Below are 23,222 nucleotides of genomic sequence, written 5' to 3'. Positions count from 1 at the left end.
ACCATAATTATTTTGATTTTAGTTTAAGGAATAGTTGTCTCGAGCGAAATTTCAGACAGGTAGGCAGACTACGTTTAGCAATGAACTTGCTTAGCCCATGTTCCCCAAAGCGATGGCTCAATCGGAACGTAAGCATAAATAATGCTGTTCCAGCTACGCCGATCAATGGCAGAATGATAAACAGGCTTACCCGAGAAATGTAAAGAATGGCGAATGCAATGAGCAACAGCACAAGTCCAATTGCCAAGTAAGCTATATACTGTGCTTTTAGCCCCTTGAACATGATCGGCTTCGAAACACCTTTATTGATTTGATAAATGCTGGCCATGACTAAATTCCGAAAAATGATTTAAGCACTGTAGCAACCACCACTAAGAAGATACAGCTACCAAACCAAGCAGCAGCCACCTTATTAGTGTCAGGTTCTCCGCCATTCCATTTGGAGTAAACCTTAACAGCACCTATAATGCCGATAACTGCGCCAATAGCATACATAAGATCACACCCAGTATCGAAATAGCCCTTAACTTTATTTGTTGCTTCCTGTATTCCAGAATTTCCATCTTGGGCATTAGCGGTAAATGAGATCACCAATAGGCAGAAAAGGGAAATGAAATTGATTATTGATTTGAAGATAGTTTTCATAGTGATTGTAATTAAATGACGGATTTTAGTCCCAAAGATTTTCCAGTTCCTCCTGAGAAAGATGAAAGGGAGCATGATCACTGATAAACTGATTGATGTGGGTAATATTAGGGTTAGAGCCGACCCTAGGATAATTCTCCTTCACTACCTCCATTAGGTTAAAAAAATCATTTTTCGTTCCATCTTCCTTTTCAAGAATTGCAAAGACTTCTTTAATTTCTTGAAGTACATCGGGCACCAACCCAATCTGGTCTGCCCTGTCATTTTCTGTCGGAGCAAATGCGAAATTCGCAATACCCACCGATGAAATCCCTTCTGGAAGCTTTGCCTTTCCCATAAGTTCCTCTTCTTCTGAGGTTTCATCCAAAACACTTACATCTTTTTCCCATCGGTGCTGAAGTCTTTCAGAAGTTGGACCAACGGCATTTTTCCCGAAAAGTCCTAAAAGTTCAGTTCGATAAAAGATCAGGATTATTCCTACATACCAGATTAGGCTGATAATAATTGAGGCAACCAAGAATTGCTGCCATGTAAATTGTTGTAACATATTCTTTGCTTTTATCCCAATACTTCATTGTACTGGGATTTTCAAAAGCAAAATTTCATAGACACCGAATTTTTATATCGTCACCATAACGGTAGGTGCGTGATTTTTATGGCTTGTTGCCCAAAAGTTTAGCACCGCGATTAGGCTTATAAGTATTGTCTTCATCAATTCTTTGGAGTATGCAATCACGCATCTTGTCTAAAAAGCGAGTGGGGCTGTCACGCTTCCTATTTCGGATATCGATGAAATTTCTGTAAGAACGGCTTAGATCTATCTGCATGTTAGCTTCCATCCATTTAATAATATCTGCCACAGTTGCATTTCCATTATTAAGCTGTCCGGTATAAAAAAGGCCATAGATAACCTCAACAAGATTTGTCTTATCGCCCGTCCAAGTAAGTTTAGTACCATCGTTTTTTAAGGGGGTTATCAATTGTGGTGAATGGGTTACATCAAGCAACCGTAGTTGGGCTAAAATGTAGTCCTGTAAAAGTTCGTATGCCCTTATTTTTGAAAAGACATAATCCTGGGTAGTTGAGAATTCACAATCCTGTTCGGGAATATCTGGCACCAATACGCTCTGAATTTCTACTCCTCTCAAAAAATAAATTCTATCCAATTCTGTCGCACCAAATTTATAGTACTGATAAACAAAAGCATTGTGTTGAAAAAATCGCATTATTGCTGTCAGCTCATGGTGGTAAAACTGCTTGACTTTTTTGGGAGTGGCGGACGGAACCGCAGTTAGGAGATCATATCTTTCCAGATAAAAAAGCTTCAGACTGTAAAACTTTGGTTTTACGAACTTAAAAAACCAGATCTGTTCCTCATCATCCCTAAAGGGATTGTTATGGACATAATCTTTAAGTTTTTTTAATGCCTCACGGATAGATTTAAGAATCTCCGCTAACGACTTAAATGGGTCTCCTTGTTCAGTAAGCACCCGATTAATTTTCTCAATGAGCTCGGCATATAGCTCTTCACTTAAATTAGTTAACATAGGGATATTGTTAAATAACTCCCGCTGTCTACCAGCTTTCCGGTTACCTCGACATGCGGGAAATGGATAATTGTGTAATCATGGGTTTCTTCAATTTGTCGAGCAGCCAGAAAATTTTACTTGCAGGCAGAACAAATTTGCTAAGGAATAATTTCCAGCACAATAAGGGGCGACACGTATTTTACTACGTGGTAACTACGTATTTTATGGAAAAGGGGAATTGGAGAACATGCTGTTAGAGATCGTTCATCTTCCTGATTAGCTCTCCACGGGTGCTGACGGCAACTTTATGATAAATGTTTTCTGCATGCTTATCTACAGTTCGTGGTGAAATGAAAAGCTTTTCTGCAATCTCTCTGTACTTGAGCCGTTGGCAGATCAACTCTACAATTTCCAACTCTTTATTGGTGAGTCCATAACGCTTAGCGTTGATTGCAATAATACGTTGGTCACATTTTGCAAAATCTATTTCCATTAAGAGTTCATTTTCTCGTCTTGCTTTCCTGACAGATTTTGAAATAAAAATTATGGTAATGATCAGGAACCCTATGTTGGAAAAAAGTGCTTCGGTCAATTGACTAACGTGAATATAAGTTATGATGGGCATAGATGCCCAAGGTATGATAGCACAAAATACCGCAGTCATTTCCATATAATTTTCCGAACCAAAAGATTCTGCATATTTAAGACGAATCGCCCTCAATATTGCAACCAGGATAATTAATGCGTAGAAAAAAGGAATTATAATGCCATAGTTAATGGCCACATCTAGATTGCCATTAAGCGAATATCCCACAACAAAAAATATGAAATAGGGAACAAGTAGAAAAATTGGAACACCATATAGTGCATGGAATTTTAGTCGGGTCAATTCAAAACCTTTGTAAAAATAAAATGGAAAATAAGAGGCCATTAAAAACCCACTACCGTAGGCTACAATGTTTTGGGCAACTATTGGAACAGGAATGTTTTCGTCAGGGAATAATCCACCAGTAATATTATAAATTATGAGTAGAAGGAGCAGGATCATATACCATAGCCGCCCTTTGTCTTGTGGACGGCATAGGTAATATATAACTTGATAAAAGAACATAGCTATCTCCAAAATCACAAATGTGAAGGTCACAATATGCATCTGTGTGCCGAAGACTAGCATAATTAATATTCCTTTTTAACATTGTTATCAATTGTACATCTTTCTTAGAAAGAATAATTTATAGCCTAAATCCAATTCATTGTAGATGGTGAAACCAAGTTTTTGATACCATGGCAAATTCTTTAGGGTTGATGTTTCTAAGTACATCGGTCTCTTTAATAGATGGCTCTCCTCTATTAATTCCATAAGTAACTTTGTACCTGTACCACCGTTTTGGTATTGAGGGTCAACACCAATGAACCATAGATAGTACATTTTTTCATTTGGCTGTAGCTTTTTAATCTTAGATTCCCTTGATGTAGCCTTTTTTAAATTGGCGAATCCAATACAAGAAATTATAAGCTCGATATCTAAAATAATAGACTTCAGTGAAGTTTTCTTTTTATCCGGAAATAGAATTAGTGCGCAGGCTTTCAAGTCATCTGAGAGGTAAACTTCGCCATAGGTATGGCAAACCTCAAATGAATACGCCATGAGAGCCTTAATCCTTTTTGCCCTATCGCTATCCTGTTGCACAATGAAGTTTACACTCTGATTGGCATCAAATGCTTTAGATAAAATCTCAATTACAAGATTCTTATGATCGTAAGTAGCTTTTATCATGACTCCAGGGATGAAAGAATGATAACTATAGAATTAGTAGATACAAAAATAGTACCACGAACAGTTCAAAATGTTTTGTTTTCTTAAGTTCTTAAAATAAATAAATTAAGAATATCTAATTTAATGAGAAGATTTAACCTCTTGGGTATATCGTCTATAATGGCTTTTCGGGGAAAAAGTCTTTGATAGAACATTCAAGAATTTGCGCGATTTTATTTAAATGATTAATGTTATACTTCGCGTTAGTTTTGGCGCTCTCTACATTACCTACAAATTTTGAACTAATGTCCATAGCAATAGATAAGACAACTTGTGTAAGGCCAGCTTTAATTCTTTTCTCCCTTACTTTATCAATAACATATTGCTCAATAGTAGTTATTTCGACCATTTCCTAGCTAAGTAAATCATTAATAAAATATTTCTACCCAACTATAGTTGGGTATTTGTTTTTTTCGTATATTCGTTTCATAATTAAATATTAAGAGTCTTGCGGATACAGAAACTGAGGCCGTTATGCAGGACAGCAGAGTAATACCATATCTATGGATAGATGTGCTATATTTGTGCATCCACATAGATGTGGGATCTGCTGTAAATCCATGTAACGTAAGGCCTCAGAAACTTTCATGTATCCATGGTTGGCAGATCCCACATTTATGAATCTCCTACGCAAGGCTCATTCTAGTTAGTCATCAACTAAAATGAGAAATATGGAAACACAAATCTTTTCTGCGTTAGAGCGCCACAACAGTTATTTTAAAGCGTTTATTGGCTTACTAGTAGACAAGTTTCATCCATTACAAATCTTTTGTTTTTCGAAGAGGCATATCTTTTCTGGATTGGAAGGCATCTTTACAAACAGCAGTATTGACTTCAAGGTACATTACTGTTTGTTAATGGTAACGGAGACTAATACCCGTATAGATCATGAGGCACAAGACTACGCAAACTCAATGTACGAAGATGGTAAAATCACATTACTTTGTCATGGTCAATTGTCAATTTCAGAAGCAATACAGCAAAATAATAGGTTTTTTACGACAGTATATTCTAGTGGAGAGCTACTCTATAATCTTGGTGGAATTAACATTCTAAATCTTACCAAAAATTACAAGTTCGACGATGCCCCAGCAAAAGCACGCAAGCATTATAATCATCGAATTTCACTTGCAGAGGCCTTCCTAATGGGAGCAAAAGAGTGCTTAATCAAAGAGCAATATAACGTTTGTGCATTTTTATTACATCAAGTAGTTGAACAATGCTGCATTGGAGTAATTAGGGTTCATTTAGCCTATCGGTCAGAGTTTCATAACTTGAAACGCCTACTAACATTGTGCATTGCATTTTCATGTGCGCCTTATAATGTATTTATAACGGGAGAGGCGGACAATGACAGATTGTTTGAGATATTGGTTAAAAGCTACTCGCAAGCACGATATGGGAATAATTTTATAGTGGCAAAAGAAGATGCCGACAAATTATTTAGAAAAATATCTTCGTTTGTGATTTTGATTTCCCAAATGTGTGAGCGAAAGATAGCTGAACTGGAAAGTGAGGTGGTTTATGAATAATCAAATTAAACAGATTGCAGAAAACAATTTTTACGTTTTGCCCTTTGAGGAAAACACCTTCAGACTAACATTGAAAACGCTGGATAACAATTCTGAGTTTAGAGTTACAACGAAACCACGTCAAAAAATCCAAACCAGAAAAATCTCATATATAAACGAATTGTTGACGCTTGGGATTATAGTGGACGATGAAAAGGAAGAGCAAATATATCTAAAGGTAACGCTTGAAAATCTCTTAGTTAGCTGTAGCGTAGACACAAGCTTAAGTTACTTGAGTCGATATGCATACTTTGCTTTGTTTGATTTGATGTCCATATACAATTATCAAAACTTCGACAAATATTATTGGCCAGATTTTTTCGATGCAAAAACTGGAAAGAGCAAATATCTTAAAATTATAAATGATAGACAGGGACTAGACATCGGCTTAAAGCCAGAGTATAACTTCTTTTATAAACCAGGGAATCAGCTTTACTTTCCACCTATTGAACCTAAGATCAATCGACCAATAATGATTTTTGTAGATAAAGCATCCATAGATAAGCTTAATAACAATGGCATTGGGTTTTGTATGGCAGATACTTTCCTATTTTCTTGGCATTCGAACCATTTCCCATTTCTGATTACTTATAAGGGTTTGCTCACTCGTGATAAGAAAAAAATGAAGACCATTCTAGGTTTTGTCTTCACCAATGGAGAAAGCCCTGAATATTCAGCAATGCAAGCAAGCTTAGCTAAGATATGTCAAGGAATGGCGCTAGGTGCCCAAATCGTAGGCAGGGAAATTGAAGGTCCACAATACAGAGTTGACGTGTTCGATAAACAAAATTTCGCCAGATTTAAAATGGTATTTGAACTATGGCAGGACGCCATACAATTTTTAGTACATCAGCCCCATACGCACCACTTGAATACCTATGGCTTTAATAACATTAAAATGAGGCCAAGTAAGAAGTATATGATTCCCTGTAAGTTCTTATATGAAGTGCCAAAAATATGTTTTTTATGGAAGGAACATAATGATTATTACGAGTTAACATATCGATTCAAGGTAGGTAACAAGTTGATGGTTCCCTACGAAAGAAACACGGCATTTTTGATTAATAACCAAGAAAACCCGAGTGAATTCTATCTTTTTAACCGCCTTTCTGATTGCTTAATTACCATGTTTTTTGCAGAACGAAAATTTAAGATTCCAGTTCTCAAAGCACATTTCAATGACTTTCAAAGCTATTTGAATAGGCTTAGAGCACATTTTGAGGTGGAGGATATATGAGTATATGTTTATTGAATAGTGGTTTTGTTTTTATAAAAGCAACATCGGAATATAATACCTTATATAAGGTCTTTTTTGAAGAGATAATTGCATTTGAGGCTCAGCGTAATCATGTATTGATACACTTGAAAGGACGACGAATTAAGACTTATCTCTCTCTTTCAGATGTGGAGGAGCAGATTTCGAAATACCAACATTTTGTACGTTTACATAGGGCGTTCATAGTGTCAATACCTTTAATAAAGCAGATGAAAAGAGGTCAGATTACTATGGAGAATGAATTGAGTTTTATGGTTGGCGATTACTATAGAGACGTTTATACGAAATTATTAAACACTTATTTACTTAAAGGCAATCTAGGTAACAACGATATCTGATACTTTAGATGTAAACACGTTGCATCAAATTATTGAACTAAAAAGAAAGCGGGAAGTAGCCAAAGGCTGTTCCCGCTTATCTAAATTAACGCTCTCGATATAAATAACGCAAAAAATTGGAAATAGTGTCGATTGAATAAAGAATTTGCGAAATATATCTAATAATATTGATTTATAATTACAGAGAAATAACTGCTCCATTAGAGGAATTGTCATCTTTTTCCTTTTTAAGTTCATTAATGTTGCCGATTTTCTTCAGCTCAACTTGAAAAATTTTATTAATATCAAATTTTATCTTAAGATAGTTTTCTTGGATATCGGTTTCGCTAACGTGCTTTATTATGGGGATCGTTCTATAATTTTCTTCCTCTTTTTTAATTGCTTGATGGTCATTTTGAATCTCACAATGAAAAACCTTAAGCTTAATTTTCTGTTCAGGATTGTCAGCTACAATACCAACAAATTCACCAGATGACAGGGATGAGATTTTAGAGGCAGGTATGGCAGATTCTAATTGTAGAGACTTTGAAATCGAAGTATCAGAACTGTTAATGCTCAAACTCGTTCGATCCTGCATAATCTTGCCAAAAGTTTCTGATAACTTTTTGGCTGTACTACCAGTTACCTGTCCGCTAATGATATTTCCAACTATACCACTGATCACGTCAGCCTGCTCAGAACCGTAATCTTTCTTAAGTTGGCTAAAATCTTGAACCGCTAATGTCGTAGCAACTTTATTGCTTCTTGCCGTTGCAATTAAACTATCCATGTTATTGAAGTAAATTGTCGGAAACTCATCAAAGACTAAACTGCTTTTCAATTGGTCTTTTCTGTTTACAAGCTTGATCATTCTGGATATGTAAAGTGAAAGAACCGCACCATAGGTTTGGATTTTTTGCGGATTATTGCCAACGCAAACTATTTTTGGCTCTAATGGATTGTTTACATCAAGCGTGAAGTCATTACCGCTCAGTACATAATAAAGTTGGGGCGATGATAATCTAGCCAATCCGATTTTCGCACTAGCAATTTGTCCTTCGAGCTGCTCCTTTGCTTTATTTTGAAAGGCGGAAACAAATGGATTAATTAGCACCTTAATTTCTTCTTCTTGTTGCAGTATTGCGAACAAAGGATCATATTCTGCCTGCATCAGTTCAATCACATGCGGTAATGTACAGTACTTTCCATCTTCATATTTCCGCAGGAACCAGATGATCCCCGTCAAAAAGTTGATTGGACTTTCGACAAAAAAATCGCCCTGCTTTTTGATCCAGTCCCGGTTAAGACCCAGCATAATGGTTCTGCTCGCTTCCGTTGCATCGGTAATATCCTCCATTCCTGCGGGATCAAGTGGATTGCATCTGTGCGTCCGATTCAGATCATCAAAATTGATGACATAGAATGACGGTTTAATTGAATAGTTCTTGTGATATGCCAAGAGTTTGTTATAGGCTATCTTGCTGAGATCATCGTATTTAAAATCATAAAGAAATATAGAAAAGCCTTTTTTGATATGTTGATCAATGATATGCCTGATGACGAAATAACTCTTACCAGCACCAGGAGTTCCTGCAACCAATAATCCCCTAAAGGGATTGATAAAATTTATCCAGCTATCCCTAACCTTGTCCTTTAGGTGATATTTAGCGGGAAGATTAATGGAATATTCGTTCTCCAAAAAGCGTTCTTCCTGTGGAAAGGTTTCATTTTCATCATTGAAGATATCTTTGTTCAGATTTTCCTTGATTAATCTTGATAACAGAACTCCACCCGTAAGGATTAAGATATAGCCAACCGAAGTGGTGGTGATGTACGCTATCGCAATAACAATTAGTTTGCTACCGATATAGAAATATAGGAAGCTTGTGAAATACAGGAGCAGTCCAGAAACCAAGTAAGCTAGTATCGGTTTTATGGTAATCTTCTCATCCTTTTTGCCTTTAGCACCAACCAATGAAATGAATAAACAGAGTAGTGCCGCCGCTTTCGGAAAGAAAATATTTTTGAAAAGGCCTGTCTTGGAAATATTGGCTATAATCTTGTCCGTAATTTCGGCGGTAAAGCCAAACTCCGCAAATGCGGTGTAGCAGCATAAATAAAAATGGATGCTTAATATAAAGAGGCTTATCAATCTCGTAAAGTCGATAATCTTTCTTAGCCCTTGAATGTCTTCCCCTGTATTCATGATGTTTTATCTGGTTAAACCTTTCCGTTTTCTCTTTTTTTTGTTTCCGACTGTGGCCGCATTATCATCTTCTGCTTTTCCAAGCAGGCCATCTAAAAAATTGCTTTGTTGCTTTGGTTTGAGAAAGGGGGTGATGGCATTCTGTCTCTGAAGATAGTTTTGGCTCTGTTTCTTCGGTTGGAGGTAGGTCTTGGCATGATCGATTCCAATAACTGAGTTAATTGAACTGGCACTATAGGATTTCCCCAAATCACTGCCGTTAAAAACAGTCTTATGGACATGGTCAATAAAAGTTGTACCGTAGCTAAATCCTTCCGCGTTTTTTCTTAAAATGAGATTTATCCCTCGTTTGTTCAGTTCACGCGATAAGGTGACTTCAGAAATAGAATTATATTTATTCAATACTTCGTCTATGCGAAGTATCAAATCCTGTTTGTAAGGCTTTCTTTTGGCGTGGTTCTGGGTAAATTTCTTCTCCAGGTTTCTTAAAGTCGGCGTGCTGTAAAATGAACTAGCCTTTATTGGAACCCCTATATTATTTCCGTCCCTATCGAGAATAGAATACTGTAGCCCCTGCTTTTTGTACATTTCGGTACCCTCACTGCCCCTGTTTGCAAAAACATTAAACTGTTTCAACACAGCGTTGAATTCAGCTAGTGAAGTGAATTTGTAGGTATCAACCACTACGCTGATAAGATTACTGATCGCACGTTTTGTTGGGATATGTCCGTAATCAATGATCTCCGGATTTACTGGCTTAATTGCTGGTTGGGGCTTAAACTTTTTGTTTTCTGCAATAATAAGCTTAAAGTCTTTTTCGATCTGCTTTCTAGCTGGATCAGAAAGTTCTCTTCCTATGTTATGCAGATTAATGGCCTTGCCATTGCGCTTTATGCTTGTTGTGGCAATATGGACATGTTGATGCGCCACATCGTTATGCCTGTACACCAAAAAGGGTTGTTCATCAAAGCCTATTAGCTCCATATAACTGATGGCTATCTGTTGCATTTTAGCGTTGTCAATCTTCTCGCTTGCCTCGAAATTAAGTGAGATATGGAGGGCATTAGTTTTTACGCTGGGCTTCAGGTCGGTGAGGTACTGGAATCTTCTGGTCTTATTTTGGATGTTCATTTTCTCAATATCCCCGGCAAAACCACTCGCCAAAATGAGGTTTGCCTTCCCTTCTGCAACCTTGTTTTCGTTGTAGTGCAGGATGCCCCGAATGCTTTTTCCGATCTTTATTTTTGCAACCATTTTTCTGCTAGTTCTGAAATAATAACCAATAATCTTTCTACTCTTGCATCAACATTTTTATACAGGTCAGCCACTTTCATCACATAAAATGAACGATGCGTCCCGGCCTTGTCCTGATTAAAAGTTCTGGTAATCTGGTTGATATTTATTCCGATTGCCTTCAGTTCTTTTCTGATCAGTGCCATTTCCTCCATTGGAGCATTCATTGAAATATCCTGATGGAAGAGTTTGATTTTTCTATTGGAAAGAATCCTGCGTATTACTTCAGCCACCGATGCATATCCACTTTTCACCCGCATTTTATCCAGCTTGTTGAACGTCGTTTCCGATATCCTAACGATAACACTTTTTGTTAATAATGCTTCTTGATTTTTCGCTTTTTTCCTTGGCATAAACAGCACATTTAAGAAAGTTCAGACTTCACGAGTTCCGAGTGAAGTCCTGGCCGTAAGGACAGCAAAGATATTTTTGCATGCAAAAATACATCTTTGCTAAGTCCACGCGGACTATAACACTGAACTACCGAAAGTGGAGGCTGAACTTTGGGTTATGGTTTAAATACACTGCAAAGGTTGCGAGGTAAAGAATGGTTAATGCGACAGTAAGGCGGTAGGTGCGAGAAATTACCTCAATATTAGGAAAAAAGCATCGCTGCAACTTTTTCTATATTTACATAATTAAACTCTTGAACTTATGAATGTTGGTATACATCAAAAGGCATCTCCAATTCGTTTCGCATTTCTTATCAAACCGGATGATGAAGAATCCATAAAATTGGCAATACAATTGTCCTACTCTATTTGGGGTGGAATCTATTCTCCAATATTATTTTTCTATGATGACCTTCCTTCAAAATTTAGACAAGAATATAATATCAACTTGCAAACACTTGACTATTATATAAGCACCATTGACAATTTTGATCCTGATGTTATTTTATTTGATGACGGGTTAGATGAGGAAAAAATTAGAAGAATGATTTCCGATCGTGAAATGATTAATATCAAACAGTTCTGTCAAGAATTAGAGGAGGATTCTCTAAGTTATGGGATTAGCATTACCAAGTTGCTTGAAACAACAATTGAAAAGGAATTCAAATTTAAAAGAACTGATGAGCTGAAGATATCTATTTCAAAAAATAGTGGCTCGGACTTGTTCATTCAGGCATTAACAGGAAGTATTAGCGACGCTTTAGAAGAAAGAATAAGCTTATTTCTGAAAGGAAAGGACTTCTTCCAAGAGCCTACAATTAATTATACCAATCTAAATAGCAATTATCCAACGGGCAATGTCGATTTGTATAATTTAAATATCTCGCATTTACATTCATGGGGTCGAAGCTGGTTAAGAGGCGAAGGGATATATTTTCTGAATGAAACAAGCCCTTGGGATATTGTCAATTTTTGGAACCTTCGGGCTTTAGGCTGGAATATTGCCGCAATTCCGATTAACAAGATAGAAGATCAATATTTTAAAGGTCTATTTTTGAGAGTTATTAATTTCGTGTCTGAAAAAGGGACAGCTATGTCTAGCCTTCGTTACCTGGTAAGCACATCTATTACGAAAGAGCAGGGCACACTTTTAGACAAGTACATAAGAGATGTAGCTAATGAAAAACGAGTACTTCTATCTTATCAGGGTTGGTTTCCTAGATATTGGTCTGAAAAAAGAATCCTAGATGCCGATCAGGCTGGAAGTTTAAATGTTGTTGCTGAGACAAGTTTTAAACACATTGAATCCAAGGAGAATTCAATTGAATTTGTTGCCCTGAACTTGCCTTTTAAACTTGATGAACAACTTGGCAATAGCGTTTCTTACAAACTGAACTTTTCATTTTCATATTATGATGAGTTTTCTGAAAATGCTGGTGTAATCTCTGGAATACAAACGAAAGAATGGAGAAGCCTTACGTATAGTCATGGATTTAAAAAGTGGAGATTATCTAAAAATGGCGTCAACTACTATACTGGCAGAGATGATGATCATATTCGTTTAAACATTCCACGGTCAATAGATTTCTTTAGGTACTATTTTGGAAACAGAAATCACTCGCTCGAAGAAACTTCTAATGGCAAATTGGCTAAGGAGGTTTTAAAAAACATTGGTGGAATCAGAGGTACCTATCTTTTTAACAAACCATCGTCTTTGAAAGTAATTGAGTTGTTCGAAAACGGAAAGATTATTCCAATGGAGCAGCTTATCGCCGAAATAAAAAAAAATAGCGGCAAGAGTAATGATAATGATTATTCAACTTCATTTATTGAGAGACTTCTTGATAACAAAATTGTAGAAGTAGGGGCCAACATTAAGTGTAATGTGTGTCATCAACACGGCTTTTTTCTTCCTAGAGAATTAAACGATAATCTTTCATGTCCAATTTGTAGAAACACTTTTGGATTTCCAGCAAAAAAACCTTCCGAAATCAAATGGGCATATAGAGGTATTGGACCTTTTTCAAGAAATAATAAAGTGGATGGCGTTCTAGCAGTATTTTTATCACTTCATTTTTTTAACGAGCATTTTGCGGGAGCTACAGATCAAAGCTCATCCATTATTGGTTTTAGGCTAATAGAAAAAAAGACAAAAATTGAAAAGGAAGTAGATCTGGCAGTACTTGTTGGAGATAAACATGATGAAGGGCAAACATCTGATTTGCTACTATGTGAATGTAAAACTTACAAAAGACTCACAGCCAAAGATACTGAAAGACTAAAACAATTGGCAGACTCTTTTCCAAATGCAGTAATTGTTTTTGCAACTCTGAATGAATCACTTGAACCAGATGAAATCTCAGAATTAGTAAAATTAGTAACGCACTTTCGAGAAGGTGAAGGAGAGCGACCGAAGAACCCATTACTAATTTTAACTGCTAAAGAATTATTACCTAAGAATGATTTCCAAGAACTATCGGATTATGATGATAAGTTAAAGCCGTATCACCATTATAATGATTACATAGGGAACTTGTGCGAATTTACCGTGGAAAAGCATCTTCAATTAGAAACTTGGGGTGCCATTCAGGGAAAAAAATGGCAAGCCGAAATGGCTCTATTGCAAGAAGAACGTGAAAAAGAAAAAGCTAAAAAATAATTTATATCGCACCTCACGTCTTTATCACGATTAAAAACCCAGAAAGCACACCACATTTATCTTTTATTAAATTGGTTTAAATGGGCAAAAAAAAGCATAACACCATTTCCGACCTACTCAATAAAATCGAGCAGGGAGATATCCCATCGGAAGTAATTATTAATCGTTTGTTTGAAATGGTAGTTGAATTGAATTATAAGATGGATAACCTGAGCCAAAAAATTATCCATCTCTCCGATATCTCCCGAAAGATTACAGAAATACACGCTCTCCACTTTCCTAAGGATGCCCTTGAGAAAGAGAAAAATCTAACTGATAAATTCCTCGCGGAAATACTGCTCGGAATGCCAAGAAAACGTAAAAGGTAGTTACATCGCTAGATTTTTGGTATGGTCTTGTCGTTCTTTACAAATTTTAAAAGATCCTTTAAATAAGTTTCTGTTTCCACTAAACTTCCGTGCCTGTTGGCAGAGCAGATTTCTGCTAAAGTCCATCCCGCCTTGAATTTCTGCACGTTTGAAAAATGCTTAAAAGAATATAACGTGTAGTTCTTCTTATCAAGCTTTGTCGCTTTCAGGCATTTTTGAAATCTATTATATGGCGTATTCTCGCCAACCCTTTTTTCGCCAACGATATTATCAGTTGAGCCTAAGAGATAGTATGTATCAGCATATGAGGAAAGCTTAAGTTCTTTTAGCTCTTTACGTAAGCTTGCATCTATACTGACGGGTAGCGACTTCTTATTCTTAGCAATACTTGCTGGCACGGTAATAACATTTTGCTCAAGGTTGATGTGTTTAAGCTGAAGATGGCGCAGCTCTTTTGGTCTGATACAGGTGTAATAGATCATCTTTACAAAGAAGAGGCAGTACGGGTCATGATCATTCAGCCACTTCATGATGGTCTTAAAGTCTTTATCTGAAAATATCTGATGTGATTCTGTCGCTATCTTCGTTCGGGTCTCAATATCCGTTACCGGATTCTCGGAAATATATTTGTTGACTTTTAGGTACTTGAAATAGTTGTTTAGGATTATCCTTGAACTGTTATAGGTCACACCAGACCACTTTGATTCCTTTTCCATAAAGTTCAAGAATTCCGTGATTTCATAATCAGAAATCTCGCTGACTTTTTTATCCTTCCCATAGTACGCAATGAACTGGTTCACCTTTGAAAGATAGGACTGACGGGATTTCTTCCTCGTTCCCTTTGCAATATGGTATTCCTCAAAAAGTGTCTTGGCGGATTCAAGCGTAAGGGAAGATACCTGCCTTTTTAACTTATCATTCGCCTTTTCGTCGATTGGGCTCCATCCGCCTTCTAAAGCTATTTTATATGCCTCACATAATCTGGTGAACTGAATTAGCTTTTCTTTTGTGTCTTTGAGCCTGTTTAGGTTCTTGGTTAACCTAAATCGTTCCATCTTACCGGTTTCCGGATTGTGGAAAAAGAATTCTACATACCAATTCTGTTTGGCATCTTCTTTTGCCCATGTACTGCCCTTTGGAACGGTTGTAGTCCGTTTTCCCCTGACCAACTTTGGAATGGTGTAAGGTATTTCTGGAAGTGCCATGTAATTCGAAGATAAGAATTTTGGCAGACTTTTGGCAGAGTAAGTATCTGATAATCTACTAAAACGTTGATTATCAGATACATTAGTTGTCTTGGTGGAGAATATCGGATTCGAACCGATCACCTCTTCACTGCCAGCGAAGCGCTCTAGCCAAATGAGCTAATCCCCCTAATAATATACAGGTAACTTCTTCAAGGTCCTGCTCTAGCCATCCCGATAATTATCGGGAGAGCTAATCCCCCTAATAATATACAGGTAACTTCTTCAAGGTCCTGCTCTAGCTCTCCCGATAATTATCGGGAGAGCTAATCCCCCGGGTGGGCAACAAAAGTAATTAAAAGTTCATGCCTAGCAAATTTTATTTTAACATCTATCAGCTTACTCCTTTTAGGAATATTTTAGTAGTGTAATTAATATGACTCCTGTTATTTATTAGTACTTTAGGTGAAGTATGCGATTATTCTCGAAATTAGTGGCGATGAAAGTCAAAACATAACCGATGATCATATGGATATTAGCCATTTAAAAATTCTGGTTGCAGAAGATAATCCAATGAATATTTTTTTAATGAAAAAATTATTGGCAAAATGGCAGATCGTACCTGATTTTGCAACAAATGGTGTTGAGGCAATTGAAGCCTTCAACATAAATAATTACGATCTGATCTTAATGGATATCAACATGCCCATTATGGATGGGTACGAAGCAACAAATCTAATCAGGAATTCTAAAGATGAGCATAAATCTAAGGTTGAGATCATCGCACTCACCGCATCAATAGCTCAGGCCATCCGCACAAAAATAAAAGATGCGGGCATTAATGATTTCGTGTGTAAGCCCTTTGAGCCCGAAGAGTTGAAAATAAAGTTAGAAGGTGTTGCTTTAAAACTGATTAGCTGATGTGATAATTGTTTTACCACATAGATACATAGAACACATAGTTTTTATCGCTTTTCTATGTGATCTATGTATCTATGTGGTTATTATTGCCGCTTTTCTATATAAACTATTGGGTCTAATTTTTAGCATATTATTTCTTCTCCGTTGAATAAGAATAGGGAAACGCGCTTTCTTTTACGCCCCTTGTTTTATTTGGCGTTGCCGACATCCCAAAATCTAACACCGCACCATTTAGTAGGGTTTTATGGCTTAACCAATTCTGGTCACGTAATACACCATTTAATTTTAAGGATTGGATGTATTTATTGTTCTCACTATTTGAAGGGGCATTGATTACTATTTTTTTCCCATTCTCTAGATTTACGGTTACTTTTTTAAATAAAGGAGCACCCAATACATATTGATCGGTTGCGGGGGTAACAGGATAAAAGCCCATCGACGAAAAAACATACCATGCAGAGGTTTGTCCGTTGTCTTCATCACCACAATACCCATCCGGAGTAGCTTTGTATAACCTGTTCATCGCTTCTCGAACCCAATATTGTGCTTTCCAAGGGGCGCCACCATAATTGTACAAATAAATCATATGCTGAATAGGTTGGTTCCCATGTGCATATTGCCCCATGTTGGCAATCTGCATCTCTCTAATTTCGTGGATTACTCCACCATAAGCGCTTTCATCAAAGATTGGGGGCATAGAGAAAACGGAATCCAACTTGTTTACAAACTCTGCATTCCCTCCCATCAGCTTTGCTAAACCTGCTACATCCTGAAAAACAGACCAGGTATAATGCCAGCTATTTCCTTCTGTAAACGCACCTCCCCATTTAAAGGGGCTAAATGGCGATTGGAAAGTACCATCAGCATTTTTGCCGCGCATTAGTCCAGCTGCAGGATCAAAAAGATTTTTATAGTTCATACTTCGCTTTGCGTAAATACCAATTTCACTTTCGGGTTTGCCCAATGCCCTTCCCAATTGATAAATGGCGAAATCATCATAGGCGTATTCTAAGGTCTTGGCCGCATTTTCATTTACTTTCACATCAAAGGGAACATAGCCCAACTCATTGTAGTATTTAACGCCAGAGCGACCAACTGCTTCTATGGGTCCTTCATTATTAGCGCCATGTTTTACGGCCGCCCATAAGGTTTCGATATCATAGCCACGCAATCCTTTTACATAGGCATCAGCTACAACGGAAGCAGAATTATTACCTATCATGATGTTTGCATAACCCGGACTGCTCCATTCGGGCAACCAGCCCCCCTCGTTATAATCGTTGATCAGGCCTTCCTGCATTTCTTTGTTTATAGAAGGATAAACTAGGTTTAGGAAAGGATATAATGCCCTAAATGTATCCCAAAATCCTGTACCTGCAAACATGTATCCGGGCAGCACCTGTCCATTATACGGACTCCAATGCACTATTTTATTATTGGCATCAATCTCATACAGCTTGTTAGGAAAGAAAAGTGTGCGATAAAATGAGGAGTAAAAGGTACGTGTCTGGTCTACCGTCCCTCCTTCTACCTCTATTCTGCGCAATGTTTTATTCCAGATCGCTTTAGCTTTAGCCTTGGTTACATCAAAATTATCGTTGGCCAATTCTCTTTTTAAGCTAATTTCTGCTTGCTCAAAACTAATGAATGATGAAGCTACCCTCAAATTTACTTTTTCGCCATTTGAGGTCTTAAAACCAATTACCGCACCCGTATGGTCCCCTTTAATTTCGAGCGTATCCTTAACCAGTGTTTTTGCCCTAAAGGTTTTGGTTACCGTAAATGCTTTATCGAAATAGATCACGAAGTAATTTTTAAAATTACCAGGTAATGGTCCACGAGCATATTTCATGGTATACCCCATAATTTTCCGCTCCTGCGGGATGACTTTAACGTACGAGCCCCTGTTCAGTGCATCAACCACAACGAAAGCACTATCTGTTTTTGGAAAGGTAAAACGAAACTGTGCTGCTCTTTCGGTTGGCGTAATTTCGGTGGTTACATTGGCATCTGCCAAATAAACACTATAATAATAAGGCTTGGCAACTTCTGATTTATGCGTGAACCAACTCGCCCTATCGTCTTCGTTAAACTTTAAGCTTCCCGTTACGGGCATGATGGCAAACTGACCATAGTCGTTCATCCAGGGTGATGGCTGATGTGTTTGTTTAAAGCCCCTGATCTTATCTGCATCATATTGATACGCCCAACCATTTCCCATTTTGCCCGTTTGGGGTGTCCAAAAATTCATCCCCCAGGGCACGGCTATAGCTGGATAGGTATTTCCGTTTGAAAGATCAGGCTTTGATTGTGTTCCCATAAGTGGATTGATCCACTCTACAGGGTCTGTAATTTTTCCAACAGTTTGAGCCGAAAGCCCTAAACTGGCTAAAATTAATGTCGAAGTGAGGATTTTTTTTATCATTTCTATGGAGAGAATTGTTGAATTGGTAAATTGTTACATTGTTGGGGCTTAACCCGGGTTTGATGAGTAGCTGGCCCAAAGTTCATCAATGGTTTTTCCGGTAATTTTTTTCCAGATCGAATCAGAATAAGTGTGTAAACGCATAGCTGAATCTAGTTTTACAACAATCCCTTGATTACCATTTAATTCTAACCAATTTAAAAATCGAGCGGTAACCCGGTATGCATTCGTGTAGCTATGTTCTGGTTTAAAGGCGGGTAACGACCAATTTGCTTCGGCGTTAGCCACTCCAAATTTATAACGTACATAGTCGGCAATACCTTCGGTTAACCAACCTGGCCCGGCACTATCGCCATAATTTTGTACAATGTGCATTATTTCGTGAGTTACTACATCAATATCTCCCGGGTATTTTTTAAACCATTCGGGATTATAGACCACCATTCCACCACCTGTAGCGGCAACTCCTTTATAAGCAGTATCAATGCTAAAAATAACTTCCTTTGCTGTATTTTTATTATACGCTGCTGCCAATTGTGGATAAACCTCGAAAAATGTGTTGGTTAATCTATCTTTTAGCCTGGGATCCAAAGTTGGAGAGTTATTGATAAATTTTAGGGTGTATCCATTTTTACTAACTATTTCTTCTGTTTGCGCATTGGCCACATTTATACCTATTATAAAAATAAAACTGGTAAGCATCACTTTTCTTAAAAAAGGCGTTAAATAAACGGTAGATAGATTGTTCATAGTAAGTTTATTAAGTTTATGAAAGAGGCGACCTGTTTGTTCATGATGTTTTTAATAAAGCAGGCTTTTCGTTGTAAACTTTCCACAGAAATTCGCCGAACAAGGTATTTGCCCATGCAAACCAACTCCTGGTAAATTTACTGGCATCGTCTTTATGAAAGCTTTCGTGCATAAATCCTTTCCCCGCATGCGATCTTTTAAGCATGGCGATACAGTTTTTTATTTCAACATCGCTTACAGAAGTTAGGCCCTGCATGATGATAGACATCGGCCAGATCATATCAGGTCCGATATGGGGGCCACCAACGCCTTCAGCTACTTTTCCTTTAAAGAAATAGGGATTATTGTTTGAAAGTATAAATTTTCTTGTGTTTTTATAAACGGGATCATCAACGTTAATTGCCCCTAAATAGGGCATGGATAATAGGCTTGGCACATTGCTATCATCCATTAAATAGGCGCTCCCAAAACCATCAACCTCAAAAGCCAACATTTTACCTACGATAGGATGTGCTACTGTGGCGTGTTTTTTTAGTGCAGCATCCACCTCCGTAGCCAAAGCGAGGAGCTGATTGGCCAGCATTTTATCCTGATGGATGGAACTAACCATTTCTGCCGCATGGTTTAAACTGCTCACCGCAAAGAAATTGGAAGGGATTAAAAAAGGATAAACAGTAGCATCATCGCTTGGGCGGAAAGAACTACAGATCAGGCCAACGGGCTTAACGGGAAAGCCGTAACCATTCATTGAAAGAGTATCTGTGGGGTACATGCTTTGTCGTTGGAAACGGTATGGTCCCTTATCCGCTTTGCGTTGCTGTTCTGTAAATGTTTTTAGCGTATGTTGAATGGCCTTTTTCCACTCGCTATCAAAGGGAGTTTTGTCATTAGTTTTTTTCCAATAATGATAAGCCAATCGTATCGGGTAGCACAATGAATCGATTTCCCACTTCCGCTCATGTACGCCCGGTTTCATATCCGTTTTATCATTTTTCCATTCGCCTACCTTGTTGGGGTCGTTGTAAAAGGCATTGGCATAGGGATCTTTCAAAATGTATTGGGTTTGGCGATTGATTACACCAGCTATCAAATCCTTAATTTTTTGGTCTTCATTAACAAACTGCAGGTAAGGCCAAACCTGTGCAGAACTGTCTCTCATCCACATCGCATCAATATCTCCCGTAATTACATAGGTATCTGGTTTGCCATTAATGATTGTATGTGTTACCGTTGTGTCCAATGTATTTGGAAAGCAATTTTCGAAGAGCCAACCCAGTTCTTTATCAGCAACATTGGCTTTAAAGGTGTGGATTGCCTTTTCTACCGAGGTACTCGTAAAATGACGTTTAGCCATGTCCACCCTTACGGTTGGATAATCAGGCGATTCGGCAAACGAAAATTTAGTTGCTAAAATTCCAGCTCCAAGCAAACCAGTATGTTGAATAAACTTTCTTCTTTTCATGCGCATTTAATTTAATTATCCGTTATTCCACTGGCTTGCGGCACCGATCAATGCGGCGTGCTCACTTAATTGGGCAACCTTAACCTGCGTTGTCAAATGATAGGCCTCTAAATTACCAATTAAATGTGGCGCAAATAGCGGATAGGCCTGCGCAATGTTACCCCCTAAAATTACAATTTCAGCCTTATTTTCTCTAATCACATCTGCCAAAAAATGTCCAAGTCCACGACCAAATTCATTAAATATCTGTCGCGCAAAGGGGTCTTTCTTTGCAACCTCCGCAAGTTCCTTAACACCGGCAAAAGTATTCCCTGTTAGGCTTTCGTATTTATTTACAAACCATCGGGTCGAAAAGTAGTCTTCGGCAATGCCACTTAAAAAACGTGAATTCCAGAGCGAAGCGTCTTTTGCAACACCATTGGTGGCAACTGCTGCACCCAATCCGGTACCTAAAGTTAGTCCGAGCACATTTTGATACCCTTTACCTGCACCCGAAAAAATTTCGCCCTGCAAAAAACCCGCCGCATCATTAATAAAACGAATAGATGGGGACGGGATGTCAAGGCGTTTTGCTAACTCATCCTTCACATTAACCTGATATAAGGATTGAAACTTATCTTGGTCCTTAATTAAACAGATCCCATTTTCATAATCGAAGGGTCCTGGCATGGCAATTCCGATCTTGATGTCGCCCACCTCACCATGGCTCAACACCGATTGGATAACCTCAGTCCATGCGCCCAATAATTGGGACGCGCCACGTCGCGAATCAACAGCGATGCGTGTAAGCGACCTTTCAATAACTTTTCCCGCAGCTAAATCAACTATTGCGGCAGTAATATGCGAACCCCCAATATCTACCCCTAAAACTGTAGATTTCTTCATTTTTCTCGATTTTATATTTGATTTGTAAACCACGACTAACTAAAAAGACGTTAGTAAAACGATTTAGTAAAACAATAATAAGAATTTTCTAGGGTATTAAAAAAGCGGAGGTATAACTTTAATGTTACAGAGCATGGGGCATGGGGCAGAGAGCGGAAACGCGCAGCGATAGGCGTAGAGCGGAAAGCGTAGAGCGGAAAGCATAGAGGTGAAAGCGGAAAGCGGAGAGCGAGGAGCGTGGGGCGGAAAGCGCACAGCGTTAAGCGCAAAGCGAAGAGCGAAGAGCAGAAAGCTAAGAGCGGAAAAGCGAAAAGTGTTAAAGATATGGAGGACAGCATTCTGCTATCGGGTTTAGGCATCATGTTCGCTCAACGCTTAACGCCAAACGCCAAACGCTAAGCGCTTAACCCCTACTTACTGCTTACGCACCTAAACCCAGTATGTTCCAAACCTGTATCCCTTGTAGTTTTCATGCGTGATGTTACGCGATAGCCTTTGCAATAGGAAGCATTGCACATAAACGAACCTCCCCTAACCACTTTTTTGGGGGTGCTGGGCTCCATGGGATCAAAACTATCTGGCGGACCTTGGGGATTGTTGCTCGGACCTGTTTGATAATAATCAGGCCTATACCAATCACTGCACCATTCCCAAACATTACCAGCCATATCATAGAGTCCGTAGCCATTTGGGCGATACTGTTTTACCGCAGCCAAGCCATTAAAGCCGTCCCAATTTGTATTTTTAACTGGGAAGTTACCTTGCCAGGTATTTGCTTTTGCCTTGCCTTTTTCGATATCTTCATTGCCCCATGGGTACAGTGCATTACTTAGTTTACCCCTACTTGCATATTCCCATTCTGCTTCTGTGGGCAATCTTTTTCCGGCCCATTTACAGTAGGCCATGGCGTCGTCCCATGAAACATGGACAACAGGAAAATTATCCTTTCCGCGTAAATTACTTGTGGGTCCATGGGGGTGTTTCCAATCTGCACCCTCTTTCCATACCCACCATTGTGAAGCATCAGTTAGGTTGGCTACTTTTTTAGGTGCCGAAAAAACCAGGGATGCCGCAACGAAAACACTATCTGGGGGTTTGGGAGTGCCGGGAGGCAATTGCTTTTTTAACTCCTCCCAATCGGGTTTTCTCTCAGCAGTAGTAACATAGCCTGTTTCCTTAACAAATTTGTTAAAACTAGCATTGGTTACTTCTGTAACATCCATCCAGAAGCCATTCACTTTTACCTTATGTTGAGGATATTCATCATCCCTCCCAGCGGCATCTGATGCTCCCATTAAAAATTCGGATGCAGGAATATAAACCATACCAGTGTGGTCTGTTTTGCCAGTTTTAATGCCAACGGTATCTAAGCCCGCACCAAAACGTTTAGGCAAATTACTTTCGCATGAAGCAGAATCCTTAACCTCAACTTTCTTTGAATTGTTATTACACGCAAAAAAAAGAAGCAGGATGGAGAGGGCTATGGTATTTACTATATAGTGTTTTGACATCTTTATTTTGAT

At 38.3% G+C, this 23,222-nt stretch carries 22 protein-coding genes and 1 tRNA gene; 6 read left to right on the top strand and 17 right to left on the bottom strand.

The window, feature by feature from the left end; translation table 11 throughout:
* Window positions 1–7: 7 nt before the first annotated feature.
* From AC6H0V_RS00510 to AC6H0V_RS00480, 7 genes are all read right to left on the bottom strand, one after another.
* Window positions 8–328: a DUF4133 domain-containing protein gene (locus tag AC6H0V_RS00510; protein ID WP_497561742.1), complete on the bottom strand. Its 321-nt coding sequence runs from the start codon at window positions 326–328 to the stop codon at window positions 8–10.
* A gap of 2 nt (window positions 329–330) precedes the next feature.
* Window positions 331–645, bottom strand: coding sequence for a DUF4134 domain-containing protein (locus AC6H0V_RS00505; RefSeq protein WP_497561741.1), 315 nt, complete (start codon window positions 643–645; stop codon window positions 331–333).
* Window positions 646–670: 25 nt separating this feature from the next.
* Window positions 671–1,192 carry a hypothetical protein gene (locus AC6H0V_RS00500; RefSeq protein ID WP_497561740.1) on the bottom strand — a complete coding sequence of 174 codons (522 nt, stop codon included), beginning with the start codon at window positions 1,190–1,192 and terminating at the stop codon, window positions 671–673.
* A gap of 106 nt (window positions 1,193–1,298) precedes the next feature.
* A complete protein-coding gene (locus AC6H0V_RS00495) occupies window positions 1,299–2,192 on the bottom strand; it encodes an RteC domain-containing protein (protein WP_497561739.1) in 894 nt (297 codons plus the stop codon).
* 235 nt (window positions 2,193–2,427) lie between these two features.
* Window positions 2,428–3,222, bottom strand: a complete 795-nt coding sequence (locus AC6H0V_RS00490; protein ID WP_497561738.1) for a helix-turn-helix transcriptional regulator — start codon at window positions 3,220–3,222, stop codon at window positions 2,428–2,430.
* A gap of 153 nt (window positions 3,223–3,375) precedes the next feature.
* On the bottom strand, window positions 3,376–3,951 hold the full coding sequence (locus AC6H0V_RS00485; protein WP_497561737.1) for a GNAT family N-acetyltransferase: 576 nt from the start codon (window positions 3,949–3,951) through the stop codon (window positions 3,376–3,378).
* A 154-nt stretch (window positions 3,952–4,105) separates the two neighbouring features.
* Window positions 4,106–4,339: a helix-turn-helix transcriptional regulator gene (locus tag AC6H0V_RS00480; RefSeq protein ID WP_497561736.1), complete on the bottom strand. Its 234-nt coding sequence runs from the start codon at window positions 4,337–4,339 to the stop codon at window positions 4,106–4,108.
* A gap of 322 nt (window positions 4,340–4,661) precedes the next feature.
* On the opposite strand from AC6H0V_RS00480, the gene AC6H0V_RS00475 reads away from it, so the two are divergent.
* From AC6H0V_RS00475 to AC6H0V_RS00465, 3 genes are read left to right on the top strand one after another with little or no spacing between them, the layout of a single operon-like run.
* Window positions 4,662–5,522 carry a HEPN domain-containing protein gene (locus AC6H0V_RS00475; RefSeq protein ID WP_497561735.1) on the top strand — a complete coding sequence of 287 codons (861 nt, stop codon included), beginning with the start codon at window positions 4,662–4,664 and terminating at the stop codon, window positions 5,520–5,522.
* Window positions 5,515–6,798, top strand: a complete 1,284-nt coding sequence (locus AC6H0V_RS00470) for a hypothetical protein (RefSeq protein WP_497561734.1) — start codon at window positions 5,515–5,517, stop codon at window positions 6,796–6,798. Before AC6H0V_RS00475 ends, AC6H0V_RS00470 begins: the two co-directional genes overlap by 8 nt.
* Window positions 6,795–7,175, top strand: coding sequence for a LytR/AlgR family response regulator transcription factor (locus tag AC6H0V_RS00465; protein ID WP_497561733.1), 381 nt, complete (start codon window positions 6,795–6,797; stop codon window positions 7,173–7,175). Before AC6H0V_RS00470 ends, AC6H0V_RS00465 begins: the two co-directional genes overlap by 4 nt.
* Window positions 7,176–7,353: 178 nt before the next feature.
* On the opposite strand, the gene mobC is transcribed toward AC6H0V_RS00465, so the two are convergent.
* The 3 genes from mobC to AC6H0V_RS00450 are packed head-to-tail and all read right to left on the bottom strand — an operon-like array spanning window position 7,354 to window position 11,006.
* Window positions 7,354–9,360, bottom strand: coding sequence for a conjugal transfer protein MobC (gene mobC, locus AC6H0V_RS00460; RefSeq protein WP_497561732.1), 2,007 nt, complete (start codon window positions 9,358–9,360; stop codon window positions 7,354–7,356).
* Between the two features lie 6 nt (window positions 9,361–9,366).
* Window positions 9,367–10,614, bottom strand: a complete 1,248-nt coding sequence (locus AC6H0V_RS00455) for a relaxase/mobilization nuclease domain-containing protein (protein ID WP_497561731.1) — start codon at window positions 10,612–10,614, stop codon at window positions 9,367–9,369.
* On the bottom strand, window positions 10,599–11,006 hold the full coding sequence (locus tag AC6H0V_RS00450; protein ID WP_497561730.1) for a plasmid mobilization protein: 408 nt from the start codon (window positions 11,004–11,006) through the stop codon (window positions 10,599–10,601). The genes AC6H0V_RS00455 and AC6H0V_RS00450 overlap by 16 nt, the downstream gene beginning before the upstream one ends.
* Before the next feature lie 301 nt (window positions 11,007–11,307).
* Here AC6H0V_RS00450 and AC6H0V_RS00445 point away from each other — a divergent pair, with 301 nt between their 5' ends.
* Window positions 11,308–13,704: a hypothetical protein gene (locus tag AC6H0V_RS00445; RefSeq protein WP_497561729.1), complete on the top strand. Its 2,397-nt coding sequence runs from the start codon at window positions 11,308–11,310 to the stop codon at window positions 13,702–13,704.
* A gap of 80 nt (window positions 13,705–13,784) precedes the next feature.
* A complete protein-coding gene (locus AC6H0V_RS00440; protein WP_497561728.1) occupies window positions 13,785–14,072 on the top strand; it encodes a hypothetical protein in 288 nt (95 codons plus the stop codon).
* 8 nt (window positions 14,073–14,080) lie between these two features.
* On the opposite strand, the gene AC6H0V_RS00435 is transcribed toward AC6H0V_RS00440, so the two are convergent.
* Both AC6H0V_RS00435 and AC6H0V_RS00430 read right to left on the bottom strand, forming a co-directional pair.
* The gene (locus AC6H0V_RS00435) at window positions 14,081–15,277 is read right to left on the bottom strand and encodes a tyrosine-type recombinase/integrase (protein WP_497561727.1); all 1,197 of its coding nucleotides are present in this window, start codon (window positions 15,275–15,277) and stop codon (window positions 14,081–14,083) included.
* 92 nt (window positions 15,278–15,369) lie between these two features.
* Window positions 15,370–15,446, bottom strand: a tRNA-Ala gene (locus AC6H0V_RS00430).
* Window positions 15,447–15,721: 275 nt separating this feature from the next.
* On the opposite strand from AC6H0V_RS00430, the gene AC6H0V_RS00425 reads away from it, so the two are divergent.
* Window positions 15,722–16,177 (top strand): response regulator, encoded by a 456-nt coding sequence (locus tag AC6H0V_RS00425; protein ID WP_497561726.1) that lies wholly within the window; start codon window positions 15,722–15,724, stop codon window positions 16,175–16,177.
* A gap of 130 nt (window positions 16,178–16,307) precedes the next feature.
* Here AC6H0V_RS00425 and AC6H0V_RS00420 read toward each other — a convergent pair whose 3' ends face one another.
* The 5 genes from AC6H0V_RS00420 to AC6H0V_RS00400 form a co-directional block, all read right to left on the bottom strand.
* A complete protein-coding gene (locus tag AC6H0V_RS00420) occupies window positions 16,308–18,602 on the bottom strand; it encodes a GH92 family glycosyl hydrolase (RefSeq protein WP_497561725.1) in 2,295 nt (764 codons plus the stop codon).
* 48 nt (window positions 18,603–18,650) lie between these two features.
* The gene (locus AC6H0V_RS00415) at window positions 18,651–19,352 is read right to left on the bottom strand and encodes a basic secretory protein-like protein (protein ID WP_497561724.1); all 702 of its coding nucleotides are present in this window, start codon (window positions 19,350–19,352) and stop codon (window positions 18,651–18,653) included.
* A 40-nt stretch (window positions 19,353–19,392) separates the two neighbouring features.
* Complete coding sequence (locus AC6H0V_RS00410) at window positions 19,393–20,814, bottom strand: glycoside hydrolase family 125 protein (protein ID WP_497561723.1); 1,422 nt, start codon at window positions 20,812–20,814, stop codon at window positions 19,393–19,395.
* A gap of 15 nt (window positions 20,815–20,829) precedes the next feature.
* Entirely contained in the window at window positions 20,830–21,699 is an 870-nt protein-coding gene (locus tag AC6H0V_RS00405; RefSeq protein ID WP_497561722.1) for an ROK family protein, read from the bottom strand.
* 410 nt (window positions 21,700–22,109) lie between these two features.
* Window positions 22,110–23,210 (bottom strand): formylglycine-generating enzyme family protein, encoded by a 1,101-nt coding sequence (locus tag AC6H0V_RS00400; protein ID WP_497561721.1) that lies wholly within the window; start codon window positions 23,208–23,210, stop codon window positions 22,110–22,112.
* Between the last annotated feature and the right edge of the window lie 12 nt (window positions 23,211–23,222).

The organism is Pedobacter sp. NO84, from assembly GCF_059703915.1.
The sequence above is the reverse complement of the archived record's forward strand: the minus strand, read 5'-3'. Positions and strand labels throughout refer to the sequence as shown.

What these genes read in the sequence shown, in the direction of transcription:
- AC6H0V_RS00505 (WP_497561741.1), bottom strand. Translation starts at nt 645, where the DNA reads ATGAAAACTATCTTCAAATCAATAATCAATTTCATTTCCCTTTTCTGC.
- AC6H0V_RS00490 (WP_497561738.1), bottom strand. Translation starts at nt 3,222, where the DNA reads ATGATCCTGCTCCTTCTACTCATAATTTATAATATTACTGGTGGATTA.
- AC6H0V_RS00440 (WP_497561728.1), top strand. Translation starts at nt 13,785, where the DNA reads ATGGGCAAAAAAAAGCATAACACCATTTCCGACCTACTCAATAAAATC.
- AC6H0V_RS00450 (WP_497561730.1), bottom strand. Translation starts at nt 11,006, where the DNA reads ATGCCAAGGAAAAAAGCGAAAAATCAAGAAGCATTATTAACAAAAAGT.
- AC6H0V_RS00495 (WP_497561739.1), bottom strand. Translation starts at nt 2,192, where the DNA reads ATGTTAACTAATTTAAGTGAAGAGCTATATGCCGAGCTCATTGAGAAA.
- AC6H0V_RS00455 (WP_497561731.1), bottom strand. Translation starts at nt 10,614, where the DNA reads ATGGTTGCAAAAATAAAGATCGGAAAAAGCATTCGGGGCATCCTGCAC.
- AC6H0V_RS00420 (WP_497561725.1), bottom strand. Translation starts at nt 18,602, where the DNA reads ATGATAAAAAAAATCCTCACTTCGACATTAATTTTAGCCAGTTTAGGG.
- mobC (WP_497561732.1), bottom strand. Translation starts at nt 9,360, where the DNA reads ATGAATACAGGGGAAGACATTCAAGGGCTAAGAAAGATTATCGACTTT.
- AC6H0V_RS00465 (WP_497561733.1), top strand. Translation starts at nt 6,795, where the DNA reads ATGAGTATATGTTTATTGAATAGTGGTTTTGTTTTTATAAAAGCAACA.
- AC6H0V_RS00485 (WP_497561737.1), bottom strand. Translation starts at nt 3,951, where the DNA reads ATGATAAAAGCTACTTACGATCATAAGAATCTTGTAATTGAGATTTTA.
- AC6H0V_RS00400 (WP_497561721.1), bottom strand. Translation starts at nt 23,210, where the DNA reads ATGTCAAAACACTATATAGTAAATACCATAGCCCTCTCCATCCTGCTT.
- AC6H0V_RS00480 (WP_497561736.1), bottom strand. Translation starts at nt 4,339, where the DNA reads ATGGTCGAAATAACTACTATTGAGCAATATGTTATTGATAAAGTAAGG.
- AC6H0V_RS00435 (WP_497561727.1), bottom strand. Translation starts at nt 15,277, where the DNA reads ATGGCACTTCCAGAAATACCTTACACCATTCCAAAGTTGGTCAGGGGA.
- AC6H0V_RS00500 (WP_497561740.1), bottom strand. Translation starts at nt 1,192, where the DNA reads ATGTTACAACAATTTACATGGCAGCAATTCTTGGTTGCCTCAATTATT.
- AC6H0V_RS00410 (WP_497561723.1), bottom strand. Translation starts at nt 20,814, where the DNA reads ATGAAAAGAAGAAAGTTTATTCAACATACTGGTTTGCTTGGAGCTGGA.
- AC6H0V_RS00510 (WP_497561742.1), bottom strand. Translation starts at nt 328, where the DNA reads ATGGCCAGCATTTATCAAATCAATAAAGGTGTTTCGAAGCCGATCATG.
- AC6H0V_RS00470 (WP_497561734.1), top strand. Translation starts at nt 5,515, where the DNA reads ATGAATAATCAAATTAAACAGATTGCAGAAAACAATTTTTACGTTTTG.
- AC6H0V_RS00475 (WP_497561735.1), top strand. Translation starts at nt 4,662, where the DNA reads ATGGAAACACAAATCTTTTCTGCGTTAGAGCGCCACAACAGTTATTTT.
- AC6H0V_RS00405 (WP_497561722.1), bottom strand. Translation starts at nt 21,699, where the DNA reads ATGAAGAAATCTACAGTTTTAGGGGTAGATATTGGGGGTTCGCATATT.
- AC6H0V_RS00445 (WP_497561729.1), top strand. Translation starts at nt 11,308, where the DNA reads ATGAATGTTGGTATACATCAAAAGGCATCTCCAATTCGTTTCGCATTT.
- AC6H0V_RS00415 (WP_497561724.1), bottom strand. Translation starts at nt 19,352, where the DNA reads ATGAACAATCTATCTACCGTTTATTTAACGCCTTTTTTAAGAAAAGTG.